This is a genomic window from Aminobacter sp. P9b (assembly GCF_045345995.1).
GTDB lineage: Bacteria > Pseudomonadota > Alphaproteobacteria > Rhizobiales > Rhizobiaceae > Aminobacter > Aminobacter niigataensis.
In genome coordinates, this window is the sequence record NZ_CP150082.1 from 1473041 (window position 1) to 1497200 (window position 24160).

At 63.8% G+C, this 24160-nt stretch carries 22 protein-coding genes and 1 tRNA gene; 17 read left to right on the forward strand and 6 right to left on the reverse strand.

Annotated features, from left to right (window positions below):
• Window position 1 precedes the first annotated feature (1 nt).
• Window positions 2-925: an isoaspartyl peptidase/L-asparaginase gene (locus tag WHT83_RS07225; RefSeq protein WP_406873400.1), complete on the forward strand. Its 924-nt coding sequence runs from the start codon at window positions 2-4 to the stop codon at window positions 923-925.
• A gap of 20 nt (window positions 926-945) precedes the next feature.
• Window positions 946-1743, forward strand: a complete 798-nt coding sequence (locus tag WHT83_RS07230; protein WP_406873401.1) for a transporter substrate-binding domain-containing protein — start codon at window positions 946-948, stop codon at window positions 1741-1743.
• A 52-nt stretch (window positions 1744-1795) separates the two neighbouring features.
• Here the strand turns inward: WHT83_RS07230 and WHT83_RS07235 are convergent, their stop codons facing one another.
• Window positions 1796-2794 carry a LacI family DNA-binding transcriptional regulator gene (locus WHT83_RS07235; protein ID WP_406873402.1) on the reverse strand — a complete coding sequence of 333 codons (999 nt, stop codon included), beginning with the start codon at window positions 2792-2794 and terminating at the stop codon, window positions 1796-1798.
• Window positions 2795-2880: 86 nt separating this feature from the next.
• Here WHT83_RS07235 and WHT83_RS07240 point away from each other — a divergent pair, with 86 nt between their 5' ends.
• Window positions 2881-3795, forward strand: coding sequence for an ROK family protein (locus tag WHT83_RS07240; RefSeq protein WP_406873403.1), 915 nt, complete (start codon window positions 2881-2883; stop codon window positions 3793-3795).
• Window positions 3788-4519: a copper homeostasis protein CutC gene (locus WHT83_RS07245; protein ID WP_406873404.1), complete on the forward strand. Its 732-nt coding sequence runs from the start codon at window positions 3788-3790 to the stop codon at window positions 4517-4519. The genes WHT83_RS07240 and WHT83_RS07245 overlap by 8 nt, the downstream gene beginning before the upstream one ends.
• On the opposite strand, the gene WHT83_RS07250 is transcribed toward WHT83_RS07245, so the two are convergent.
• Genes WHT83_RS07250 through WHT83_RS07260 form a run of 3 tightly spaced genes read right to left on the reverse strand, consistent with a single transcriptional unit; the run spans window position 4516 to window position 9360 of the window.
• A complete protein-coding gene (locus WHT83_RS07250) occupies window positions 4516-6072 on the reverse strand; it encodes a SpoVR family protein (RefSeq protein ID WP_183262967.1) in 1557 nt (518 codons plus the stop codon). The two genes, WHT83_RS07245 and WHT83_RS07250, sit on opposite strands and share 4 nt — an antisense overlap.
• Before the next feature lie 9 nt (window positions 6073-6081).
• The gene (locus WHT83_RS07255) at window positions 6082-7398 is read right to left on the reverse strand and encodes a YeaH/YhbH family protein (protein ID WP_108605531.1); all 1317 of its coding nucleotides are present in this window, start codon (window positions 7396-7398) and stop codon (window positions 6082-6084) included.
• Between the two features lie 12 nt (window positions 7399-7410).
• Window positions 7411-9360, reverse strand: coding sequence for a PrkA family serine protein kinase (locus tag WHT83_RS07260; RefSeq protein WP_108605530.1), 1950 nt, complete (start codon window positions 9358-9360; stop codon window positions 7411-7413).
• A 405-nt stretch (window positions 9361-9765) separates the two neighbouring features.
• On the opposite strand from WHT83_RS07260, the gene WHT83_RS07265 reads away from it, so the two are divergent.
• The 9 genes from WHT83_RS07265 (at window position 9766) to WHT83_RS07305 (ending at window position 19771) form a co-directional block, all read left to right on the forward strand.
• The gene (locus tag WHT83_RS07265) at window positions 9766-10203 is read left to right on the forward strand and encodes an OsmC family protein (RefSeq protein ID WP_183262965.1); all 438 of its coding nucleotides are present in this window, start codon (window positions 9766-9768) and stop codon (window positions 10201-10203) included.
• Window positions 10204-10326: 123 nt separating this feature from the next.
• The gene (locus tag WHT83_RS07270) at window positions 10327-11277 is read left to right on the forward strand and encodes a sugar-binding transcriptional regulator (RefSeq protein WP_108605529.1); all 951 of its coding nucleotides are present in this window, start codon (window positions 10327-10329) and stop codon (window positions 11275-11277) included.
• A gap of 201 nt (window positions 11278-11478) precedes the next feature.
• Window positions 11479-12789, forward strand: a complete 1311-nt coding sequence (locus tag WHT83_RS07275) for a sugar ABC transporter substrate-binding protein (RefSeq protein ID WP_318762777.1) — start codon at window positions 11479-11481, stop codon at window positions 12787-12789.
• A 93-nt stretch (window positions 12790-12882) separates the two neighbouring features.
• Window positions 12883-13755 (forward strand): carbohydrate ABC transporter permease, encoded by an 873-nt coding sequence (locus tag WHT83_RS07280; RefSeq protein WP_406873405.1) that lies wholly within the window; start codon window positions 12883-12885, stop codon window positions 13753-13755.
• Between the two features lie 10 nt (window positions 13756-13765).
• Window positions 13766-14590: a carbohydrate ABC transporter permease gene (locus WHT83_RS07285; RefSeq protein WP_183262963.1), complete on the forward strand. Its 825-nt coding sequence runs from the start codon at window positions 13766-13768 to the stop codon at window positions 14588-14590.
• Between the two features lie 21 nt (window positions 14591-14611).
• Entirely contained in the window at window positions 14612-15610 is a 999-nt protein-coding gene (locus WHT83_RS07290; protein ID WP_183262962.1) for an ABC transporter ATP-binding protein, read from the forward strand.
• Complete coding sequence (locus tag WHT83_RS07295; RefSeq protein ID WP_406873406.1) at window positions 15607-16383, forward strand: L-iditol 2-dehydrogenase; 777 nt, start codon at window positions 15607-15609, stop codon at window positions 16381-16383. The genes WHT83_RS07290 and WHT83_RS07295 overlap by 4 nt, the downstream gene beginning before the upstream one ends.
• A gap of 178 nt (window positions 16384-16561) precedes the next feature.
• Window positions 16562-18040 carry a mannitol dehydrogenase family protein gene (locus tag WHT83_RS07300; protein ID WP_406873407.1) on the forward strand — a complete coding sequence of 493 codons (1479 nt, stop codon included), beginning with the start codon at window positions 16562-16564 and terminating at the stop codon, window positions 18038-18040.
• Between the two features lie 159 nt (window positions 18041-18199).
• Entirely contained in the window at window positions 18200-19771 is a 1572-nt protein-coding gene (locus WHT83_RS07305; protein ID WP_406873408.1) for an FGGY-family carbohydrate kinase, read from the forward strand.
• Between the two features lie 54 nt (window positions 19772-19825).
• On the opposite strand, the gene WHT83_RS07310 is transcribed toward WHT83_RS07305, so the two are convergent.
• Entirely contained in the window at window positions 19826-20410 is a 585-nt protein-coding gene (locus tag WHT83_RS07310; protein WP_406873409.1) for a hypothetical protein, read from the reverse strand.
• A gap of 213 nt (window positions 20411-20623) precedes the next feature.
• A tRNA-Ser gene (locus WHT83_RS07315) sits at window positions 20624-20713 on the reverse strand.
• Window positions 20714-21053: 340 nt separating this feature from the next.
• Between WHT83_RS07315 and WHT83_RS07320 the strand changes: the two genes are divergently transcribed.
• From WHT83_RS07320 to WHT83_RS07335, 4 genes are all read left to right on the forward strand, one after another.
• Window positions 21054-21746: a hypothetical protein gene (locus WHT83_RS07320; RefSeq protein ID WP_406873410.1), complete on the forward strand. Its 693-nt coding sequence runs from the start codon at window positions 21054-21056 to the stop codon at window positions 21744-21746.
• Between the two features lie 91 nt (window positions 21747-21837).
• Window positions 21838-22158: a hypothetical protein gene (locus WHT83_RS07325; RefSeq protein ID WP_406873411.1), complete on the forward strand. Its 321-nt coding sequence runs from the start codon at window positions 21838-21840 to the stop codon at window positions 22156-22158.
• Between the two features lie 59 nt (window positions 22159-22217).
• On the forward strand, window positions 22218-22883 hold the full coding sequence (msrA, locus tag WHT83_RS07330) for a peptide-methionine (S)-S-oxide reductase MsrA (protein ID WP_406873412.1): 666 nt from the start codon (window positions 22218-22220) through the stop codon (window positions 22881-22883).
• 194 nt (window positions 22884-23077) lie between these two features.
• Window positions 23078-24067, forward strand: coding sequence for a BMP family protein (locus WHT83_RS07335; RefSeq protein ID WP_406873413.1), 990 nt, complete (start codon window positions 23078-23080; stop codon window positions 24065-24067).
• Window positions 24068-24160: the final 93 nt, after the last annotated feature.

The following is a 24160-nucleotide window of genomic DNA, read 5'->3' on the forward strand; positions in this document are numbered from 1 at the left end:
AATGATCCTGCTTGCCAATTCCGAGGCCTGGCCCGGCTTCTCCAAGAGCGTCGAACTGCTGAAGGGCGGTAGCCATGGCATCGACGCCATGGTCGCCGGCATCGGCGAGGTCGAGCGCGAGGTCAAGGTCCGCAGCGTCGGCTTCGGCGGCTGGCCGAACATGCTTGGCCGGATGGAATTCGACGCCGGCGTCATGGACGGCACGACGCGCGAGGTCGGCTCGGTAGGTGCCGTGCCCGACACCATTCCGGTGGCAGCCCTTGCCCATGAAGTGATGAAGCGCTTGCCGCATGTCATGCTGACCGGCGAAGGCGCCCGCCGCTTCGCCACCGAGATAGGCTTCGCCCACGACGAGACGCTCTACGAAGAGAGCGAGCGCGTCTGGTGGAAGCGGCTGGAAAAGGAGCTTTCGCCGGAAGAACTGGCGAAGTTCCCCGACATTCCGCTTGCCCCGCTCAGCCGCACCATCACCGACCCGGAGCGCGTGCGCGACACCACCGTGTTCCTGTCGCAGGACAGCCTTGGCGGGCTCAATGTCGTGACCTCGACGTCAGGCTGGGCGTGGAAATATCCGGGCCGCCTCGGCGACTCCCCGATTCCCGGCGCCGGCTTCTATGCCGACAGCCGCTTCGGCGCCGCCGCCTGCACGCATACCGGCGAGATGACCATGCGCTGCGGCACCGCGCGCACCATCGTGCTCGCAATGCGGTTGGGCTATTCGCTCGACGCGGCCATTGCGCTCGCCATCGAGGAGTTGCGCGAGCTGAAGAGCGGCTTCCTTGCCGGCGTCGTCATCCATGCGCTTGACGCCAAGGGCAACCACAAGGTCGTCAGCCTGAATTGCGAAGAGCAGATCAAATACTGGTTCTGGGACACCGATCTGCCCGAGCCGGAACATCGCTTCGCCGAACCGTTCACATCCTAGAAACCCGAGGGAGAGGGAAAATGAAGAACCTGATTGCGAAATTGGCCGGCATGGCGCTTGCCATCGGCCTCGCGGCCACGGGCGCTGCCCAGGCCGGCAAGATCGACGAGATCCGCGAGCGCGGCACCGTCCGCATCGGCGTGTCGCTCGGCGGCGAGCCGATCGGCTTCCGCGATGACCAGAACAACCCGGTCGGCTATGACGTCGATGTCGCCACCATGCTCGCCGAAAAACTCGGCGTGCCGGTCGAGTTCGTAGACGTGTCGGGCGACGCCCGCATCTCGATGCTGGTTTCGGGCCAGATCGACATCGCGGTTGCCAACACCTCGGCGACGCTCGAGCGCGCCAAGTCGGTCGACTTCTCGATCCCCTACAACCGCGCCGGCTTGCGCATCATCGTCCAGAAGGACGCCGGCATCACCTCGCTGGAAGGCCTAGCCGGCAAGAAGATCGTCGTCGGCCGCGGCTCGACGGGCGAGACCTTCATCAAGAATGCGGCACCCCAGGCCGAGCTCGTCTACACCGACAACTTCTCGCCCGAAGGCGTGCTGCTGCTGCAGCAGAAGCGCGTCGATGCGGCCATCGAGGACTCCTCGCTGCTCGACTACCTCGCCACCAAGAACGAAAACCTGGTGACGCTGCCGGGCCTGCACTCCAACGACCCGATTGGCATCGCCGTTGCCAAGGGCGACGAGGGCTTCGTCCGCTGGATCGATATGTTCGTGTCCGATTACATCCAGAGCGGCGCCTACGAGACCAACTACAAGAAGTGGTGGGGCGAAACCGCCAACCCGCCGGCACTGACCCCGCTCTGGTAAAACAGGACTGAGGCAGCGGGCAGGCGGGGCGATCCGACCTGCCCGTTTGCTGTCAGGACGTCGCGCGCGGCACGAAAAAGGTCGGCACCGTCACGTCGGCATTGCCGTCGGCGAATTCGCCCGGTCGGGTGAGGAAACGCAGAATCTCACCGACATAGGCTTTCTTGTCGTAGCCGATGGACGAGATCGGATAGGCCTCGAAGTCGGTCAGCGACAGATTGTCGAAGCCATAGAGCCTGAAGCGACTGGGTTGGTTTTGCGGGAACGCATCGCGATGAACGTCCATCACGCCCATCGCCATGGCGTCCGAGGTGCAGAATACCGCGTCGATATCGGGCCAGTCGCCCGACTGCGCCATCTGCCGGCCGCTGGCGTAGGAATAGTCGCCGCGCAGTTCGGCAACGAGCCGGATGCCGTGGCGCTGCATCTCGGCCTTGTAGGCGGCAACGCGGATCTGTTCGACGGGCGAGGACACACGGCCGGTGACAAGCGCCGCCGTGCCGACCCCTTTGCCGGCGGCGTCGGCCACCGCTTCGGCGATGCCGATGGCCTCGTCGGGAACGACCGAGGGCGAAGAGCCGTCATGCATGCCGTTGAGCATCAAGACGTCGTCGCTGCGGAACATCTTGCGCACGCTTTCGGCGTCGGCGAAGTCGGAGAACACCAGTGCCGCATCGACATGGTAGGCGACGCCGTTGCGCAGGAATTCCTCGATGCGCTCGACCGAGCCGACGCGCAGGAAGATGACCTGCTTGCCGATCGACTGGATTTCGCCGATCAGAAGGTCGAACAGGTCGAAGTCGGAGAAATCGTGGATGTGGTTGACGATGACCGCGATGAGATTGACGGTCTTGGTGGTCAGGCTGCGCGCCAGCAGATTGGGCTTGAAGCCGAGCTTCTCTGCTGCTTCAAGCACACGCGCCCGCTTGTCGGCCGACACCGGGCGGCTTTCGCTCGACAGCGCCCGCGAGGCGATGGCGCGCGAGACGCCGGCAAGCTCGGCGACATCGGCGATGGTCGGCGAGGTGCGTCGTTTGCGCGAACTGTCCATTGCTGCCTTTGCGAAGTGTCGGTCTGGAAATCCAGGCGTCCCGGCCGGGGCGTCCCGCCGCAGAATTTCTTTCGGGAACTGATTTGATGATTACCTGCTTCGACATTGGCGGTTCAACGATAAAAAGCGCCCGCGCCCGCTCGGCCGGCGAAATCGAGATCATCGACAGGGTAGCGACGCCGCTCGACGACTTTCAGGCCTTCGCCTCCGTGCTCGCCGAGCGCGTTGCAGCGGATAGGGGCCGCACGAAGGGCGTCTCGATCTCCATCGCCGGCGTCGTCGACCCCGCCTCCGGCAGCCTGAAATGCGCCAACATCCCGTGCCTCGACGGCCGGCTGATCGCAGCCGATCTCGAGCGCGTCATCGGCCTGCCGGTCAGGATCGCCAATGATGCCGACTGCTTTGCGCTGGCCGAGGCGACCAGCGGCGCCGGCAAGGGCCACCGCAACGTCTTCGGCGTCATCCTGGGCACCGGCGTTGGCGGCGGGCTCGTCATCGATGGCCGCATCGTTGCTGGCGCCGGCGGCTATGCCGGCGAGTGGGGCCACGGCAAGGCGCTGCAGACGCGTGTCGGCCAGCCGCCGGTCGAGGTGCCGCATTTCGCCTGCGGCTGCGGCCAGTCCGGCTGCGTCGACACCATCGGCGGCGCGCGCGGCATGGAGAAGCTGCACCATTTGCTCTGCGGCGAGCTATTGTCGAGCACCGAGATCATCGACCGTTGGCTCTCAGGCGCGGCCAAGGCGAGCCGTACCATCGACATCTATCTCGAACTGGTCGGCGTGCCTTTGGCGCTGACGCTCAACATCATCGGCTCGTCCGTCGTTCCGGTCGGTGGCGGGCTTTCCAACGTGCCCGAACTGATCGCTGCACTCGACAATGAGGTGCGCGGACGGACGCTCAGGCGGGCCCAGAGCCCGCTGCTGGTCAAGGCAACACTGACCACGGAGCCGGGCCTGATCGGTGCTGCCGCCCTCGGCCTCCAGGAGATCGCCAATGTCTGAGAACATCCTGCTCGAAGTCTGCGTCGACAGCCCCGAGGGCCTCGCCTCAGCGATCGCTGGCGGCGCTGACCGCATCGAGCTTTGCGCGGCGCTGGAGACCGGTGGCCTCACCCCGTCGCCCGGCCTCATGGCGCTTGCGGCCAAGGCGCCGATCCCGGTCTACGCGATGATCCGCACGCGGCCCGGCGACTTCGTCTACGCCGACAACGACATGGCAGCACTGCTGGCCGACGTCGACGCCGTGCGTGCTGCCGGTCTGGCGGGCGTCGTACTTGGCGCCAACCATGTCGATGGCAGCCTCGACCGCGAGGTTCTGGCTAGGCTGGCTGCACATGCCCGGGGGCTGGGCATGACGCTGCATCGCGCTTTCGATCTCGCCGGTCCCGACTTTGCGCCGGCCATCGACCTCGCCGTCGAACTGGGCTTCGAGCGCATCCTCACCTCGGGTGGCGAAACGACGGCGCTGCAGGGGCTGGGCGCGCTGGCTGCTTGCTTTGCCCACGCCGGCGACCGCATTGCCATCATGCCGGGCTCGGGCGTCAATCTCGAAACCCTCGGCGCCATCAAGGCGCGGCTGCCCTTCCGCGAAATTCATTCGTCCTGCTCGGTGGTGGCAGATGGGCCAAGCGGCAAGGCGCTGGAACTCGGCTTCGTCTCGCCGCGGCCGAAGCACACGGATGCTGACATCGTGCGCAAGATGAGGGCTGCGCTGGACAGGATTTAGGTCTTCTCGCCCAAATCCTTGGTCGAGATTTCGTAGAGCGTCTTGTCGGTCGTATCGTCGATGCCGACCATGCTGACTTCGTGGCCCCAGAGCCGCTGGATATAGCGCAGCGTCTCGTTGCGCGTGTCTTCCTGCAGCGTGGTGCCGTGGTGGACCGTGTGCTTGATGCGCAGCTTGCGGTCGCCCTTGAGATCGGCGTCGATCGCCTGGATGTCTGGTTGCGTCACCCCGACATCGTAGTTGTCGGCGAGCCGCGAGCGCACGCGTTCGTAGCCGCGTTCGTCGTGGATCGCCGTTACCTCGTAATAGGGGTCCGAGGCTTCTTCCTGCAATGAGAACAGCCGCATGTCGCGGATCAGCGCCGGGCTCAGGAACTGCCGGATGAAGGACTCGTCGCGGTGTGTTGCCCATGCGTCCAGCAGCGTGCCGCACCAGTCGCCATTGCCGGCAAAGTCCGGGAACCAGTCGCGATCTTCGGCGGTAGGCGTCGTGCAGATGCGCTGGATGTCGCGCATCATGTTGAAGCCCAGCGTGTAGGGGTTGAGGCCGCCGTAGCGCGGATCGTCGAAGGAGGGCTGGAACACCACGTTGGAGTGGTTCTGCAGCACCTCCAGCATCGTGCCTTCGCTGATCTGGCCCTTGTCGAACAGGCGATTCATGATCGTGTAGTGCACGAAAGTGGCACAGCCTTCGTTCATCACCTTGGTCTGGCGCTGCGGGTAGAAATATTGCGCGATGACGCGGACGATGCGCAGGATCTCCCTTTGCCAGGCCTTGAGCACCGGGCTGTATTTCTCCAGGAAATAGAGAAGGTTTTCCTCGGGATACTCGATCGCCGACTGCCGTTCCGACATGTCGGTCTCGACCTCGCGCGGCGCTTCGGCTTCCGTCGCTTGCGGCAGTGTCCGCCACAGGTCGCTGAAGGTCCTTTCCTCATGCTCCAGCCGCTCGCGGATGCGCGCCTGCTCCCTTTCGACCGACAGGCGGGGGCGCCGGCGATAGCGGAACACCGCCTGCGGCATCAGCGAATGGGCGGCGTCCAGAACGGCTTCCACCGCGGCCGGACCATAGCGCTCTTCGCAACGCGCAATGTAGCTCTTGGCGAACTCCATATAGGCGAGGATGGCGCCAGCGTCGGTCCACTGCTGGAACAGGTAGTTATTCTTGAAGAAGTGGTTGTGGCCGAACGAGGCGTGCGCGATGACCAGCGTCTGCAGCGCCATGGTGTTCTCTTCCATGAGGTAGGTGATGCAGGGATTGGAATTGATCACCAGCTCATAGGCGAGCCCCATGCGCCCTTTGCGGTAGAGGTTCGATTCGTGGACGAAATGTTTGCCAAAGGACCAGTGCTGGTACATCAGCGGCATGCCGATCGAGGAATAGGCGTCGAGCATCTGCTCGGATGAGATCACCTCGATCTGGTTGGGGTAGAAGTCGAGGCGAAGCTCGTCGACCGCGATCTCCTTGATCGCGTCATAGGCGCGTGACAGGTCGTCGAAGTTCCAGTCGGAACTGGTGAAGAGCAGTTGGGAGCTTTTTGCGCGATTCTCCACGTGGTGTCCTCATCCGCGTTTTGCCGGCGCCGGTGCCTTGGCGAACAACTCATGAAAGACGGGATAGATGTCGGATGGCTTGGCGATGCGCGTCATCGCGAAATTCGGCCACTCGGCGCTGACCTCGCGATAGGCGTTCCATAGCGACGTGCCGTTGTCGGCATGGCGGAACATCTCGCTTTCGCGCTCGTCGATGATCTCGACATAGGCGTAGTACTGGCAGAGCCGCATCAATGTCTTGTCGAGTATCGACACGCAGCGCTCGGAGTCGTTGGGGATGTTGTCGCCGTCCGAAGCCTGGGCCGCGTAGATGTTCCAGTCCTTGCTCGGGTAGCGCTCGCGGATGACGCGCAGCATCTCCTCCAGCGCGGTGGAAACGACAGTGCCGCCGCTTTGGGTGCTGTAGAAGAAAGTGTCCTCGTCGACCTCCGAGGCTTCGTGCGTGTGGCGAATGAAGACGATGTCGGTCTTTTCGTAGCGGCGCTTGAGAAACAGGTGTAGCAGCACGAAGAAGCGCTTTGCGAGATCCTTCTCGCGTTCGCCCATCGAGCCCGAGACGTCCATCAGGCAGAACATCACCGCATTGGCGTTGGGTACCGGCTGTGGCTCGAACCGGTTGAAGCGGATGTCGATGGGATCGATGTAAGGGATCAGCTTGCGGCGCCGCGCCAGTGTCGCCAGATCCTCGCGCAGTATGGCGATACGTTGCTGAGTGGCGGCGCTTGGCCGCCTCTCACCCTCCAGCTTCTTGAGTTCCGCCGCGAGTTCGTCGATTTCGGCCTGTTTTGGCCGTCTCAGCGCGATACGCCGGCCGAAGCTGTTGAACATCGTGCGCCCGACGCTGATGCTGGTCGGGTTGCCGCTCATCGTAAAGCCGGCCCGGCGCGGCCGGAAGGTCACGACTTCCTTGAGGTTGTGCTTGACCAGGTCGGGCAGTTCGAGGTCCTCGAAGAACAGGTCGAGCACCTCCCCACGCGACAGGACGAACTGGAAATCGTCCTCGCCGTCGCCCGAGGATGAGGGGTCCGAGCCCTTGCCGCCGCCGGCTGCCGGGCGCGGGATTCGGTCGCCCGTGCCGAAGGTCTTGTTGCCGGGAAGCACGTCCTCCCGGTGGCCGGAATGCGGCGCGCGCTGGAACGTCGGCTCGCTGATGCCCTTGCGGGGGATCGGGATGATCTGGTCCTGGTCCGCCGTCTCGATCTTGCCGGACCTGACCCGGTCGTTGATCGCACGTTTCAGTTCGTCACGAGCGCGCCTCAGGAAACGCTGCCTGTTGCCAAGGCTCTTGTCCTTGGGGTTGAGGCGCCGATCGATGAAGTTCGGCATGTGTGTCCCCGATCAGCCCGCCTTGTTAACCCGCATGTACCAGTCGACGAGTCGCCGGACCTGGCGCTGCGTGTAGCCGCGCTCAGTCATGCGTTCGACGAATTCGGCATGCTGTTTCTCGGTCGTGCTGTCGCGCTTGGCGCCGAAGCTGATGACAGGCAAGAGGTCCTCGACCTGGCCGAACATGCGCTTCTCGATCACCTCCCGCAGCTTCTCGTAGCTGGTCCATGACGGGTTGCGGCCATTGTTCTTGGCGCGCGCCCTCAGCGTGAACTTCACCACCTCGTTGCGGAAGTCTTTCGGATTGGCGATGCCGGCAGGCTTCTCGATCTGCGACAGCTCGGAATCGAGGATGCCGCGATTGAGGATCTGGCCGGTGTCGGGGTCCTTGTAGTCCTGGTCCTCGATCCACGCGTCGGCATAGGCGATGTAGCGGTCGAACAGGTTCTGGCCGTACTCGCTGTAGGATTCGAGATAGGCCTTCTGGATCTCGTGGCCGATGAACTCGGCATAGCGCGTGGCGATCTCCGACTTGATGAAATCGAGATAGGACTGCTCGATCTCATTGGGGAACTGCTCGCGCTTGATCGCCTGTTCGAGCACGTACATCAGATGCACCGGGTCGGCGGCGATCTCCTTGGTGTCGTAGTTGAACGTCTCCGACAATACCTTGAAGGCAAAGCGCGTGCTGACGCCGTTCATGCCTTCGTCGACGCCGGCGGCGTCGCGATATTCCTGCATCGACTTGGCCTTGGGGTCGACGTCCTTGAGGTTCTCGCCGTCATAGACGCGCATCTTGGTGTAGAGCGGCGAGTTTTCGTGTTCGGCCAGCCGGGTCGACACCGTGAAGCGGCTCAATATGTCGAGCACTTCGGGCGCGCAGGGATTGCTCACCAGTTCGCTTTCGCGCAGCAGCTTCTCGTAGATCTGCCGCTCTTCGGTGACGCGCAGGCAGTAGGGCACCTTGACCACTAGGATGCGGTCGAGGAACGCCTCGTTGTTCCTGTTGCTCTTGAATTGCAGCCATTCGGATTCGTTGGAGTGCGCCAGTACGATGCCCTGGTAGGGGAAGGCGCCGAAGCTCTCCGTGCCGTTGTAGTTGCTTTCCTGGGTCGCCGTCAGCAGCGGATGCAGCACCTTGATCGGCGCCTTGAACATCTCGACGAATTCCAACAGTCCTTGCGTCGTGCGGTTCAGGCCGCCGCTGTAGGAATAGGCGTCGGGGTCGGCCTGGCTGAAATTCTCGAGCTTGCGGATATCGACCTTGCCGACCAGGGCCGACACGTCCTGGTTGTTCTCGTCGCCGGGCTCGGTCTTGGCTATGCCGATCTGGCGCAGCCGCGACGGCATCAGCTTGACCACGCTGAACTTGGAGACGTCGCCGCCGATTTCTTCGAGCCGCTTGGCCGCCCATGGCGAAATCAGGCCGGTCAGCCGGCGCCGGGCGATGCCATATTTGTCCTCAAGCAGGTCGGCCATGCGATCTGGATGGAACAGGCCAAGGGGTGATTCGAAGACCGGGCTGAGCTGGCCACCGATCTTGAGTGTGTAGATCGGCCGCTCTTCCATCAGCTTCTTCAGCCGTTCGGCGAGTGACGACTTGCCGCCGCCGACGGGGCCGAGCAGGTACAGGATCTGCTTGCGTTCTTCCAGACCTTGCGCGGCGTAGCGGAAGTAGCCGACGATCCGCTCGATCGTGTCTTCCATGCCGTAGAATTCGGCAAATGCCGGATAAAGCTTGATTGTTCGGTTTGCGAAGATGCGCCCCATGCGGGGGTCAGCACTTGTGTCGACCAGCGTGGGGGCGCCGATGGCGTCCACCATTCGCTCCGCTGCCGTGGCATACATGGCCGGCTGGTCGCGGCAGGCGAGCAGATATTGCTGGAGGCTCATCTCCTCGGTTGTCTGACTGCTGTAGATTTCCGAGAAGAGATTGAAGACGTCGGTTTCACGTGTTTGCATGGCACCCTCACAATGCCGAAGTCGGTGGGAGTGTAACACCACTTCGACCTTTTGCCTTCATCTCAACTTCGCTGGTCAGCCAAAGTTCCGCACAGAATGTCGTGATCGCAGATTTAGTTTGCATGCATGGAATTGTGGCGCGGCACTCCGCTTGACGAACCGCGGAGAGGGTCTGTCCATGACGGCGCTTTGCATGCGCCGAAGTTCAACTTTGGGCTGTTGTCGGCGATAGGGCGGGCCGCCCGGATATGGCCTGTCCAGTCGATGGATTTGTGAACGCGCCGCCGGTGCTTGGTGTTGAAATCTGCGCCGCGACACAAGGCAGCACTCGACGCTGCGACCTTCGCCCGGTTATGAACTGGGACCGCACGATGGCGGGCAGTTTTGCAGGGAAGGATGGCTGTCATGAAGGCACGCATCAAATGGGTTGAGGATCGCACCTTCGTTGGCCAATCCGGCAGCGGGCACAAGATCGTGCTCGGAACCTCCAAGGAACCGGGCGGCCAGACGCCGGGCCCGAGCCCGATGGAACTGATGCTGATCGGCGCCGGCGGCTGCTCTGCCTACGATGTCGTCCATATCCTGGAGAAGGGCCGCGAGGCGATCGAGGACTGCACCGTCGAGCTCGACGCCGACCGCGCCGACACCGACCCCAAGGTCTTCACCCGCATCCACATGCACTTCGTGGTCAAGGGCCGTGGCCTTGCGGCTGCCAAGGTAGAGCGTGCCGTCAGCCTCTCGATCGAGAAATACTGCTCGGCCTCGGCGATGCTCGCCAAGTCGGCGGTCATCACCCATGATTTCGAAGTCGTCGACACCTCGGCGCCGGCCAGCGCCGGCTGACGGCAACGCTGATCGCTGCCAGTTGCGGCAAAGAGTCGATCCGAGCAAATGCGCGATTGCCGGGCAATTGCGCATTTGCGAAAACCCTGCGAAACTGCCTCGGCAGATGATGAGGCACGACGCATGAGTTCCCGGAGCGAAAACCCAAGGCTCGATGACGCCGCCCGCGCCGGCTGGCTCTATTATGTTGCCGGCAACACCCAGGACCAGATCGCGACAAAGCTCGGTGTCTCGCGCCAGACAGCGCAGCGGCTGGTGTCGCTGGCCATGTCGGAAGGTCTGATCAAGGTTCGGGTCGACCATCCGATCGCCAATTGCCTGGATCTTGCCGCAAGGCTCCGGTCCCGTTTTGCGCTCGACCTTGTCGAGGTCACGCCCAGCGATCCGGATTCGTCGTCGACGACGATCGGCATTGCCCAGGCGGCGGCCGCCGAGATCGAGAAATGGCTGCGCTCGCCCGAGCCGATCGTCATGGCGATCGGCACCGGCCGCACGCTCAAGGCAGCGATCGAACAGCTGCCGCCGATGGAATGCCCGCAGCACAAGGTGGTCTCGCTGACCGGCAACATCTCGCCGGATGGTTCGGCGGCGTTCTACAACGTCATCTTCACCATGGCCGACACCATCAAGGCGCGCAGCTTCCCCATGCCTTTGCCGGCCATTGCCTCGTCGTCGGACGAGCGCCGCATGCTGCATGGCCAGCCCTTGATCCAGCCGACCCTGGCGCTTGCGGCGCAGGCCGACGTCACCTTCGTCGGTGTCGGCGACATGGGCCCCCAGGCGCCACTTTACGAGGACGGCTTCATCACCGAAACCGAACTCAAGGCGCTGCAGAAGGCCGGCGCTGTCGGTGAGATTGTCGGCTGGGCCTTCGACCGCGACGGCAAGCTCATCGACGGCATCACCAACGACCGCGTTGCCTCCGCGCCGCTGCCGTCGCGTGAGCGCTCGCTGGTGGTTGCGCTCGCCATGGGCGAGCGCAAGCTGCCCGGCATCCTGGCCGCCGTCACCCGGCGCCTCGTCAACGGCCTGATCACCGACGAGCGAACGGCAGCAGCTTTGCTGGCTGCTTGAGCCGAAGCTCCCCAGCCGCGCATTCTAGCGCATAGGCGCTGCGCGCGGCTGTGCGCCGTTTCCCTTCATCGCTTCCTGTATCTGCCGCCAATCCGGTGGCTGCGTAGCCGTGTCCAGATTCCTGCTTGACATAAATCACATCAGATGAATAATTGCCCATAGCTAAGGCAAATGCTCACCTTGGCTTTTGGGAGGAATTCGATGAAACTGAACACGCTCTTCCTGGGCCTGTGCGGAGCGAGCGCGCTTGCGTTTGCCGCTCATGCCGAGACCATCACCATCGCCACGGTCAACAATGGCGATATGGTCCGCATGCAGAAGCTGACGGACGACTTCACCGCCAAGAACCCCGACATCCAGCTCGAATGGGTCACGCTCGAAGAGAACGTGCTGCGCGAGCGCGTCACCACCGACATCGCCACAAAGGGTGGCCAGTATGACGTCATGACCATCGGCACCTACGAGGTTCCGATCTGGGCCAAGCAGCAATGGCTGCTGCCGCTCGACAATCTTGGCGCCGACTACGACGCCGCCGACATCATCCCGGCCATTGCCGGTGGCCTTTCGGCGGACGGCAAGCTCTATGCCGCGCCCTTCTACGGCGAGAGCTCCTTCGTCATGTACCGCAAGGATCTGATGGAGAAGGCCGGGCTCACCATGCCCGACGCCCCGACCTGGGAATTCATCGCCGACGCGGCCCGCAAGATGACCGACCGCGCCGCCGACATCAACGGCATCTGCCTGCGCGGCAAGGCCGGCTGGGGCGAGAACATGGCCTTCCTGACCGCCATGTCCAACTCGTTCGGTGCGCGCTGGTTCGACGAGAAATGGCAGCCGCAGTTCGACCAGCCCGAGTGGAAGAATACCCTCCAGTTCTACGTCGACCTGATGAAGGATGCCGGCCCGTCCGGCGCTTCCTCCAACGGCTTCAACGAGAACCTGGCGCTGTTCCAGCAGGGCAAGTGCGGCATGTGGATCGACGCCACGGTCGCGGCCTCCTTCGTCTCCAATCCGAAGGATTCGACCGTTGCCGACAAGGTCGGCTACGCACTGGCGCCAGACACCGGCCTGGGCAAGCGCGGCAATTGGCTGTGGGCATGGTCGCTCGGCATTCCGGCCGGCACGCAGAAGGCCGAAGCGGCGCAGAAGTTCGTCTCTTGGGCAACCGGCAAGGGCTATCTCGACCTCGTTGCCTCGAAGGAAGGCTGGGCCAACGTGCCGCCCGGCACGCGCACCTCGCTTTACAACAACCCCGAGTACCAGAAGGCCGCGCCCTTCGCCAAGATGACGCTGGATTCGATCAATTCCGCCGATCCGACCAAGCCCACCGTCAAGCCGGTGCCTTATGTCGGCGTCCAGTTCGTCGCCATTCCCGAGTTCCAGGGGTTGGGCACGACCGTCGGCCAGCTGTTCTCGGCGGCCCTCGCCGGACAGTCGAGCGTCGATGACGCGCTTGCCGGAGCACAGACCGCAGCGGTCCGCGAGATGACCCGCGCCGGCTACATCAAGTAGGCAGATCCTCCCTGCCTGGCCGTCCGGTCTCCCAGTCCGGACGGCCCCTTTCGGTGACCTGAAACCTCTTCCGTCCGAACCGGGGTGATCGCCATGGCTACTCGACAGACCACCACGCTGGCGCGCTTCATGATGGCGCCTTCGGTGATCCTGCTCTTCATCTGGATGATCGTCCCGCTGGCGATGACCTTGTGGTTCTCGTTCCTGAACTACAACCTGCTCAATCCGGCCAATGTCAGCTTCGCCGGCCTGTTCAACTACAAGTTCTTCTACACCGACCCGGCCTTCTTCCAGTCGATCTGGAACACGCTGGTGCTGGTCCTCGGCGTGCTCTTGATCACCGTCATAGGCGGCGTCGCGCTGGCGCTGCTGCTCGACCAGCCGATGTTCGGCCAGGGCATCGTGCGCATCCTGGTGATCTCGCCGTTCTTCGTCATGCCGCCGGTGGCAGCACTGGTGTGGAAGAACATGATCATGCACCCCGGCTACGGCGTCTTCGCCGACATCGCCAAGTTCTTCGGCGCCCAGCCGGTCGACTGGTTCGCGCAGTATCCGCTGTTTTCGATCATCATCATCGTGGCCTGGCAGTGGCTGCCATTCGCGACGTTGATCCTGCTCACCGCGCTGCAGTCGCTCGATGGCGAGCAGAAGGAAGCCGCCGAGATGGACGGCGCCGGCTTCGTCAGCCGCTTCATCTACCTGACCATCCCGCACATCTCGCGCGCCGTCACCGTGGTCATCCTGATCCAGACCATCTTCCTGCTCGGCGTCTATGCGGAAATCCTGGTCACCACCAATGGCGGCCCGGGCTACGCCTCGACCAACCTGCCGTTCCTGATCTACCGCACGGCGCTTCTTGGCTACGACGTCGGCGGCGCATCGGCCGGCGGCATCATTGCGGTCATCCTGGCCAACATCGTCGCCTTCTTCCTGATGCGCGCCGTCGGCAAGAACCTGGATAAGTGAGGAGCAACCCATGGCACGCGCAGTTTCGACCAATCGCAAGATCGGCTTCACCGTGGCCGCCTGGGTGGTTGCCCTGCTGATCTTCTTCCCGATCCTCTACACCATCATCACCAGCTTCAAGTCCGAGACCGAGGCGATCGCCGGCTTCAGCCTGATCCCGTCGGGCACGCTGGAGAGCTACGCCGAGGTCCAGGCGCAGAGCAACTATTTCAAGTTCTTCCTGAATTCGGTGATCATCGCCGTCGGCTCGACCATCCTCGCGCTGGTGGTCGCAGTCCCGGCTGCATGGTCGATGGCGTTTTCGCCGACCAAGCGCACCAAGGACATCCTGATGTGGATGCTCTCCACCAAGATGATGCCCGCGGTCGCCGTGCTGGTGCCGATCTACCTGATCTTCCGCGACACCAACCTGCTCGATACCCGCATCGGCCTGACCGTCATGCTGATGCTGATCAACCTGCCGATCGTCGTCTGGATGCTCTACACCTACTTCCGCGAAATCCCCGGCGAGATCCTCGAAGCCGCGCGCATGGACGGCGCCACCCTGTGGGGCGAGATCGTCTATGTGCTGACGCCGATGGCGGTGCCCGGCATCGCTTCCACCATGCTGCTCAACATCATCCTGGCGTGGAACGAGGCCTTCTGGACGATCCGCCTGACGACCACCAATGCCGCACCGCTGACCGCCTTCATCGCGTCCTTCTCCAGCCCGCAGGGGCTGTTCTGGGCGAAGCTCTCGGCGGCATCGACGCTGGCCATTGCACCGATCCTGATCATGGGCTGGTTCTCCCAACGCCAGCTCGTCCGCGGCCTGACTTTCGGCGCCGTGAAATAGTCGAACCCGCGGGAGGAAACCATGGGCAATATTGTTCTCAACAAGGTGTCGAAGTCCTTCGGCGCCACCACCATCATCCCCGAGATCGATCTTGAGATCGAAGACGGCGAGTTCGTCGTCTTCGTCGGGCCGTCCGGCTGCGGCAAGTCGACCCTGCTCAGGCTGATCGCCGGGCTGGAGGACACCAGCTCCGGCAAGATCAACATCGACGGCCGCGACGTCACCGGCGAGGCGCCGGCCAAGCGGCGGCTGGCGATGGTGTTCCAGTCCTATGCGCTCTATCCCCACATGACCGTCTACAAGAACATCGCGTTTCCGCTGAAGATGGCGGGCGAGGATGCGGCGGTCATCGACAGGAAGGTCAAGGACGCCGCCCGTGTCCTCAACCTGACCAACTATCTCGAGCGCCGCCCGGGTCAGCTGTCGGGCGGCCAGCGCCAGCGCGTCGCTATTGGCCGCGCCATCGTGCGCCAGCCCTCGGCCTTCCTGTTCGACGAGCCTCTGTCCAACCTCGACGCTGCCTTGCGCGGCACGATGCGCCTCGAGATCAGTGAACTGCATCACCAGCTCAAGACGACGATGATCTATGTCACCCACGACCAGGTCGAGGCGATGACCATGGCCGACAAGATCGTGGTGCTGAATGCCGGCAACATCGAGCAGGTAGGCTCGCCGATGGAACTCTATAAGACGCCGAAGAACCTGTTCGTCGCAGGTTTCATCGGCTCGCCCAAGATGAACCTGATCAACGGCACTGCTGCTGCCAAGCATGGCGCCACGACCATCGGTGTCAGGCCCGAGCATCTCGGCATCTCCACCACCGCAGGCGAATGGAAGGCGACTGTCGGTGTGGCCGAGCATCTCGGCTCCGACACCTTCCTGCATGTCCATGCGGATGACGTCGGTCCGCTGACCGTCCGTGCCGACGGCGAGATAGGCGTTCACCACGGCGAGACGATCTTCCTCACCCCCAGCCCGCCCAAGATCCACCGTTTCGGAACCGACGGGAGGGCCATGTGAGCGGCAGGCTCCAGGGCAAGTCGGCGCTGATCACGGGCGCTGCGCGCGGCATCGGCCGGACGTTCGCCGAGGCCTATGTCGGCGAGGGTGCGACAGTTGCCATCGGCGACATCAATGTCGAAGCGGCCGAAAAGACTGCCGCCGAGATCGGCGCGTCGGCCTATGCCGTCAAGCTCGACGTCACCGACCTGAACTCGATAGATCAGGCGATCAAGGCCGTCGAAGCGAGGGCAGGCGGTCTCGACATCCTGGTCAACAACGCAGCACTTTTCGACCTCGCGCCGATCGTCGAGATCGGCAAGGCGAGCTACGACAAGCTGTTTGCGGTCAATGTCGCCGGCACGCTGTTCACCATGCAGGCGGCTGCCCGCTCGATGATCGCTGCCGGACGGGGCGGAAAGATCATCAACATGGCGAGCCAGGCCGGCCGTCGCGGCGAAGCGCTCGTCGCCGTCTACTGCGCCACCAAGGCCGCGGTCATCAGCCTGACCCAGTCGGCCGGGCTCGACCTGATCAAGCACGGCATCAACGTCAACGCCATCGCCCCCGGCGTGGTCGAGGGCGAGCACTGGGAGCACGTCGACGAACTGTTCGCCAGGTACGAGAACCGGCCGCGAGGCGAAAAGAAGCGCCTTGTCGGCGAGGCCGTTCCCTTCGGCCGCATGGGCACGGCGGAAGACCTCGTTGGCATGGCGATTTTTCTCGCCGGGCCGGAGAGCCAATACATCGTCGCCCAGACCTACAACGTCGATGGCGGCAACTGGATGAGTTGAATTCAGCGCTCCTCTCCCCGTTCACGGGGAGAGGAGCCGGCAGGCAGGTGAGGGGCAGGGCTGACCTTCAAGATTGATGCCGCCCCTCATCCGGCCCTTCGGGCCACCTTCTCCCCGCAAACGGGGCGAAGGGATCGGAGGCGCTTGCGCCGAACCGTGAAAAAGAAAGCGTCGAACCATGCCCGTGAAACTCTCCCAAGCGAATCTCGGCAGTCTCCCCGCCAATGTCGCGCGCCCGAATTACGAGCGCGCCACGCTCACGCCCGGCATCGTCCATTTCGGCGTCGGTAACTTCCACCGCTCGCATCAGGCGGTCTATCTCGACGAGTTGTTCAACTCCGGTGTCGGCCATGATTGGGCGATTGTCGGCGCCGGCGTCTTCGACGGCGAAAAGGTTGGTCGCGCCAGGCTTGCCGAGCAGGACTGGCTCACCACTGTAGTCGAGCAGGACAGCGGCCACATGAGCGCGCGGGTCACCGCCGTCATGGTGGACTTCCTGATGCCCGGCGATGCGGCCGCCATCATCGAGCGCCTTGCCGATCCGGCGATCCGCATCGTTTCGCTGACCATCACCGAAGGCGGCTATTTCATCGATCCGGCCTCGGGGCTCTTCAATCCGACCCACCCCGACATTGTCGCCGATGCGCAGAACCTGGACACGCCTAGGACCGTGTTCGGCATCATCCTCGCCGGCCTGATCCGCCGCCGTGGGGACGGCATCGTGCCCTTCACCGTCATGTCCTGTGACAACATCCCCGGCAACGGCCATGTCACGTCGGATGCGACGATCGGTCTTGCCCGGCTGGTCAACGAGACGCTCGCTGACTGGGTCCGCGACAACGTTGCATTCCCCAACAGCATGGTCGACCGCATCACGCCCGCAACCACCGACCGCGAGCGCGGCATCCTTGCAGCCGCATTCGGCGTCGACGACAACTGGCCGGTGTTCTGCGAGCCGTTCAAGCAATGGGTGATGGAGGACCGTTTCACCGATGGCCGGCCGGCGCTGGAAAAGGTCGGCGTCCAGTTCGTCCATGACGTAGCACCCTTCGAACTGATGAAGATCCGTATCCTCAATGGCGGCCACGCCACCATCGCCTATCCGGCCGGGCTGATGGACATCCATTTCGTCCACGAGGCGATGGAGAACCCGCTCGTGCGCGCCTTCCTGGCCAAGCTCGAGCGCGAGGAGATCATGCCCACCGTCCCGCCGGTGCCGGGTGTCGTGCTCGAGGAATATTGCGAACTCATCGAGCGCCGCTTTTCCAACCCGAAGATCGGCGACACTGTGCGGCGGCTCTGTCTCGACGGCTCCAACCGGCAGCCGAAATTCATCATCCCGACCATCGCCGACCGGCTCAAGGCAGGCGGCGGCATAACCGGCCTGGCGCTCGAATCCGCGCTCTGGTGCCGCTACTGCTTCGGCACGACCGACTCCGGTGCTGTCATCGAGCCCAACGACCCCAATTGGACCCGCCTGCAGGCGACCGCCACGGCGGCGAAGGACATGCCCCAGGCTTGGCTCGCCATGGAAGACATCTATGGCGAGGTCGGCAACTCGGCACCCTTCGCCGCGGCCTTCGCCCATGGCCTCGAGGCGCTGTGGACGCTGGGGACCAGGGAGACCCTGACGCGTTACCTCGGCGACAGCCTCTGAGCCAGGCCGGGCCGCCGCTGCCCGCTGGCATTGGCCATGGCGCGCATATAGACTGCGCGTCATGGTTTTGATCTCGGCGTTTTCAGACCGGTTGACCTCGCGGCAAACGCCGCCAGTCGGCCGCACGCGTGCTGGCCGCAGCCGGACATTGTCGTCCTGATGGCGGCCCATCTTTGCGCCGTTGATGTTGGCACCGGCAGCGCCCGCGCCGGCATTTTCGATCAGCGCGGAAAGCTTCTCGCCCGTGCCGAATTCCCCATCGCCATGAACCGATCGGCGGTGGGCCATTGCGAGCACGATTCCGAAGACATCTGGCAGGCGGCTTGCGCCGCGGTGCGCGCGGCGCGCGTGTCCGCCGATGTCGAGCCGGCCGACGTCGCCGGCATCAGCTTCGACGCGACATGCTCGACCGTATTCAGGGGCAGGCGTGGCGAGCAGGTCGGCATTTCCGCCGGCGGCGGCGACCGCTGGGACACCATCGTCTGGCTCGACCATCGCGCCCTGGCCGAGGCCGACGAATGCACTGCAACCGGTCACGAGGTCCTCGGCTATGCCGGCGGCGTGATGTCGCCGGAAATGGCGACGCCCAAGTTGATGTGGGTCAAGCGTCATTTGCCGGAAAGCTGGGCCCGCACCGGACAGCTCTTCGATCTCGCCGATTTCCTTTGCCACAAGGCATCGGGCTCGCTCGCCCGCTCGCAATGCACGCTGACCGCCAAATGGACCTATCTCGCCCATGAGCGCGAGGCCTGGCGGCACGACTTCTTTGCCGCCGTCGGCCTCGGCGACATCTTCGAACATGCAGTCGTGCCGGAGCGTGCCAGCCCGGTCGGCACCGATCTCGGCCCGCTCATGCCCGCAGCCGCCGAAGCGCTCGGCCTGACCACCGCTTGCCGTGTCGGCGCAGGCATGATCGACGCCTTTGCCGGTGCGGTCGGCGTCATCGGCGGACTGCCCGGCATCGAACGTCATCTTGCGCTGATCGCCGGCACATCGAGCTGCGTCATGGCGATGTCGCCGGAGCCGCGCGCCTTTGCCGGAGTCTGGGGGCCGTATTTCGGCGCGGCCCTGCCTGGCCTCTGGCTGAGCGAGGGCGGACAGTCGGCGACAGGTGCGCTGCTCGACCACATCGTCCGCTGGCATGGCGCCGGCGGCCAGCCCGATGCCGCGCTGCACCGGAAGATCACCGAACGCATCATGCAACTGCGCGCCGGCGAAGGCCTCGACCTCGCCGGACGCCTGCACGTGTTGCCCGACTTCCACGGCAACCGCTCGCCGCTGGCCGACCCGCATGCGCTCGGCGTGATCAGCGGACTGACGCTCGATTCGTCCTTCGACAGCCTGTGCCGGCTCTACTGGCGCACCGCCGTGGCCATCGCCCTCGGCCTTCGCCATGTGCTCGATGCGCTCAACGCCAATGGCTACGGCATCGACACGCTGCACGTCACCGGCGGCCACACCCGCAACCCGTTGCTGATGGAGCTCTACGCCGACGCCACCGGCTGCACCGTCGTCGAGCCGGTCGGCGGTGACGCCGTGCTTCTGGGCACGGCCATGGCGGCGGCTGCAGCAGCCGGCCTTTACTCAAACCTCACCGAGGCCTGCGCCGCGATGCGCCAGGAGGGTCGCGCGCGCCGTCCAAATCCAGCCGCGTGGCCGCGCTTCGACCGCGACTACCGCGTGTTCCTCGAAATGCACTGCCAGCGCAGGGCGCTCGACGACATCGTCTGAGACCTATGCCGTTTCCCGGGGCAAGGCTTCGCGGCTAGCTGTCGTGCGGTTGTCTCATGGCGCGTGCACCATCTTGGTCGGCGTTTCCAGCAGGCTGTAATCGAAGCCGTCGCATGTCACGTCGGGGTTTGTCGGACTGAACATTCCCAGCGGGTTGTCCTTGAACAGCCAGGCGTGCAGGTCATAGTGGACGAAGTCCTTCGGGATCAGCGGTTCATGCCCCTCCATTGGACCCTGGAAGGGCTGGCCCAGCATGCTTGGCCGTTCCTTGGCTGCCGCAAGCGGGACGAGCCATTCGACCGCGACTAGGCGCAGCTTCTTGCCGTCGGGCTCGTAGATCAGCACGTTCGGACGCTTCGGATCCGGCGGGCCGCTGATGGTGACGTTGACGAAGTGGATCCCCATGGCTCCCTTCGGATACTCCATGTGCCCTTCGATCTTTTCGCCGCTGTAGTGAACGCACCCGACCGTCGACAGATAGAGGTCGCGGATCGCATTGTAGGGGTCCTGGTATTTCTCCAGCGCCTGGCGAATGGCGTCGATTTCAGCCTTGTTCGGCTCCTCTGCTGGGGCCTGTCCCACGCCCCAGAAACCAGCCAGAGCAATGACTACGCAACGCGCGAGACTTGCAGTCCTCATGGCAGTTCCTCCAATTTGTGTTTCGCGTAAAAGCTGTACAAATGGACGACGCCATGAATGTCGCTCCGTTCATTCCAATTGTAAATTCCTTGAAGTCGGTCGACGCAAGTGGCCGCACGGGCGGGCCGGGCGATCAGGCAGAAACGTGTCGCAGAACGCCAGCCTTTGAGGCTTCCCAACGACGCCTGCTGACATCGGGAAGTGAGCAGGCGCTGGCGGAGAGGGCGGGATTCGAACCCGCGTTACGGTCTCCCGTAAACACACTTTCCAGGCGTGCGCCTTCAACCACTCGGCCACCTCTCCGCATGCGCGCTTGGCGCCGGCTGGTTATGCCGGGCCGGTTGGGAGTGCACGCATCTCCTTGGCGTCGGCTCGTTGAGCCGTCATTCGGTGCAGCCAACCTGCGGGCACCCATCGCCTGCCACCGAACACATTGAGCATCCGACTGCGGGGCTCATCTAGTCGATCCTGCGCCACTTGCCAAGCGCTGACGTGGCAAATGTTATCAGGCAAAATGATCGGGGTCGCGCGCAGCACCCCGAACTGGGCGGGCCGCGACCGCAGGGCGATGGTCCAGGGCCGTGATCGGCCTTCTTGCAAGTGGCTGGCGCTCTGTCACAAAGTGCGGGGCAGGGGAGATTCGATGCCGTCCGAGAACGAACCGTCCGGCTGGGACATCTGGCGCTGGCTGCCGGTGGCCTGGCTTTGCCTTGTCATGGCGCTCAGCGCACGCGGCATCGACGCCAGCATCGGCATCATGCTGGATTTCTCGATGCCGGCGGCGGTGTTGTGCCTGATTTATGCCTCGGTCGGCTTCAGCGCGGTGACCATCGCCTGGGGGATTTATCTGCTTGTCCTTGCCTACAATCGCGATGTTCGCTTCCCGCGCAACTTCACCATCTGGCAATGGACGATCATCGCCTTCCTGGTGGCCAAGCAGATCTATGTCCTTGTCATGCCCGACTTCGCCTTTGGCCTTGTCGGTCTCGCCTGGGACGGCGGCGAGATCGCGATAGGCCTTGTTATGATCTGGCTGGTCAGCCGACAGGATCAACCGCGTGCCTTGGTAGGGAATGACGAACGCGCCCGTCCCGGCCTGCTGGTTTCGCTTTTCGCTGGTCTTATCGGCGTCATCGTCGGCGGGGCGGTCGGTGCAGTGGCCGGGCTTGCGGCCGGCACCGGCATTTCCGAGGTCACCGACATGAGCTGCTTCGAGGGCGCTTGCGGCTACTTCGTAGTGCTGGTCGGCCTGGTCGGCGGGCTGATCTGCGCGATAGGTGGCGGCATCTTCGCCGTCTGGCGCATCCATCGCCGCAGGCCCAAGGTCGCCGCCTAGCCATTTGCCTGTCAATTCGGCGTGTCCGTGATTGCGCCCGGGCGCCGCACACCCTATTTCTGCTGTCGAAACCGGTATCCTAGGGCCTCGCATGATCCGCTTCGTGTTCCGACTTGCCGCAGCGATCGCGCTTTCGGTGGCCGTCATCATGGCAGTGCTCGACGCCACCCGCACGGTGGCCGTGTCGCGGCTGGTGATGACCCCGCTCGACACCAGCTGGCAGACGGCCTCGCCGAGCACGCTTGCCGCGACCGAGGCTTTCGTCCGCGAAAAGACGAGCCCCGCATTGTGGGATGCGGCCATCGTGCCGGTGCTCAATCTTCCCGGCTTCGCGGTCTTCGCCGTCCTGGCTTTCCTGCTCTACGCGATAGGCCACAGGCGGCGCCCGGGCCGCTTCACTGCCGAGGTCTGACCGCCGGCCGCTGCCGCGGCGCGACAGGGTTTCGGCTCTATGAGAAAGGCAGACTCCCGATGTTTTTCCTGAGCGACATGCTGAACAAGAAGCTCAAGCTGCCGGTGCCCGGCGAGGCACTGCCCGGCCGCGAGCGACCGCTTCCGACCGCCAACAAGCATCATGTCTCCAAGCGCCCGCTCAAGGGGCCTTACCCCGAGGGGCTCGAGCAGGCGCTGTTCGGCCTCGGCTGCTTCTGGGGCGCCGAGCGGCTGTTCTGGCAGACGCCAGGCGTCTGGGTGACGGCTGTCGGCTATGCCGGCGGGCTCACCCCCAATCCGACCTACCAGGAGACCTGCACCGGCCTCACCGGCCATGCCGAGGTCGTGCTTGTCGTCTTCGACCCCAAGGAGGTCGCCTACGCCGATCTGCTGAAGATCTTCTGGGAGAGCCACGACCCGACGCAAGGCATGCGCCAGGGCAACGATGTCGGTACCACCTACCGCTCGGCGATCTACACCTTCTCCGACGCCCAGCAGGCGGAGGCGATCGCCTCGCGCGATGCCTATCAGGCGGCGCTCAAGGGGGCGGGGCGCGACAAGATCACCACCGAGATCGCAGCCGCGCCGGAGTTCTATTTCGCCGAAGAGGATCACCAGCAGTATCTGGCCAAGAATCCCTATGGCTATTGCGGCCTGAAGGGCACCGGCGTTGCTTGCGCGATCCCTCAGCGGGCCGCCATTTAGGCATTCGTTTCACACACCATTTGCGACGCCTGTGCATTTTTCCAAAAGGTCAAGATTCCGCGTGAATTTTGTCTTGGCCCGTGCAAGAAATGGCTATGCGTGGGGGGATAGGGCCCTCGCCATGTGCTGTGCGGCAACCGGAGGAACGGTGCGTGCGGCGATCGCAAAAAGACAACCGACAGGGTGTGGATCACATGAAACGTATCGTTCTCGGCCTTCTGGCGGCTACCGCCATGTGTCTTCCGGCGTTTGCCGCTGATGTCCAGCCGGCACTGCTCTACGATCTCGGCGGCAAGTTCGACAAGTCGTTCAACGAAGCGTCCTTCAACGGCGCGGAAAAGTTCAAGGCCGAGACCGGCATCTCCTATGTCGAGTTCGAAGTCTCCAATGCCTCGCAGCGCGACCAGGCGTTGCGCCGCTTTGCCGAGGACGGCCGCAATCCGATCGTCATGGCTGGCTTCGCCTGGTCCGAGGCGCTCGACAAGGTGGCGACCGACTATCCGGACCTCAAGTTCGCCATCATCGACATGGTCGTCGAAAAGCCCAACGTGAAGTCGATCGTCTTCAAGGAACATGAAGGTTCCTACCTCGTCGGCGTGATGGCGGCGCTCGCCTCGACCTCCAAGAAGGTCGGCTTCGTCGGCGGCATGGACGTTCCGCTGATCCGCAAGTTCGGCTGCGGTTACGTTGGCGGCGCCAAGGCTGCCGGTGCCACCGAAGTCATCCAGAACATGACCGGCGACACGCCGGCTGCATGGAACGACCCGACCAAGGGCGGTGAAATCACCAAGACGCAGATCTCGCAGGGCGCCGACGTGGTTTACGCCGCTGCCGGCGGCACTGGCGTCGGCGTGCTCCAGGCTGCGGCAGACGCCGGCAAGCTCGGCATCGGCGTCGATTCCAACCAGAACGGCCTGCAGCCCGGCAAGGTGCTGACCTCGATGCTCAAGCGCGTCGACGTTGCCGTCTACAACGCCTTCATGGATGCCAAGAACGACAAGTTCGAGGGTGGCATCAACAACCTCGGCCTCAAGGAAGGCGGCGTCGACTACGCCATGGACGACAACAACAAGGCGCTGGTCACTGACGAGATGAAGGCTGCGGTCGAAAAGGCCAAGGCCGACATCATCGCCGGCACCGTCCAGGTCCACGACTACACCTCGGACGACAAGTGCCCCTATTGATCGGCTGAAGATCGGAAATGCGAACCACCGGGCCTGTGCCTGGTGGTTCGTTTCGTTCAGGCAGGAGAATTTCACGGAGCTCGCCACCGGCGG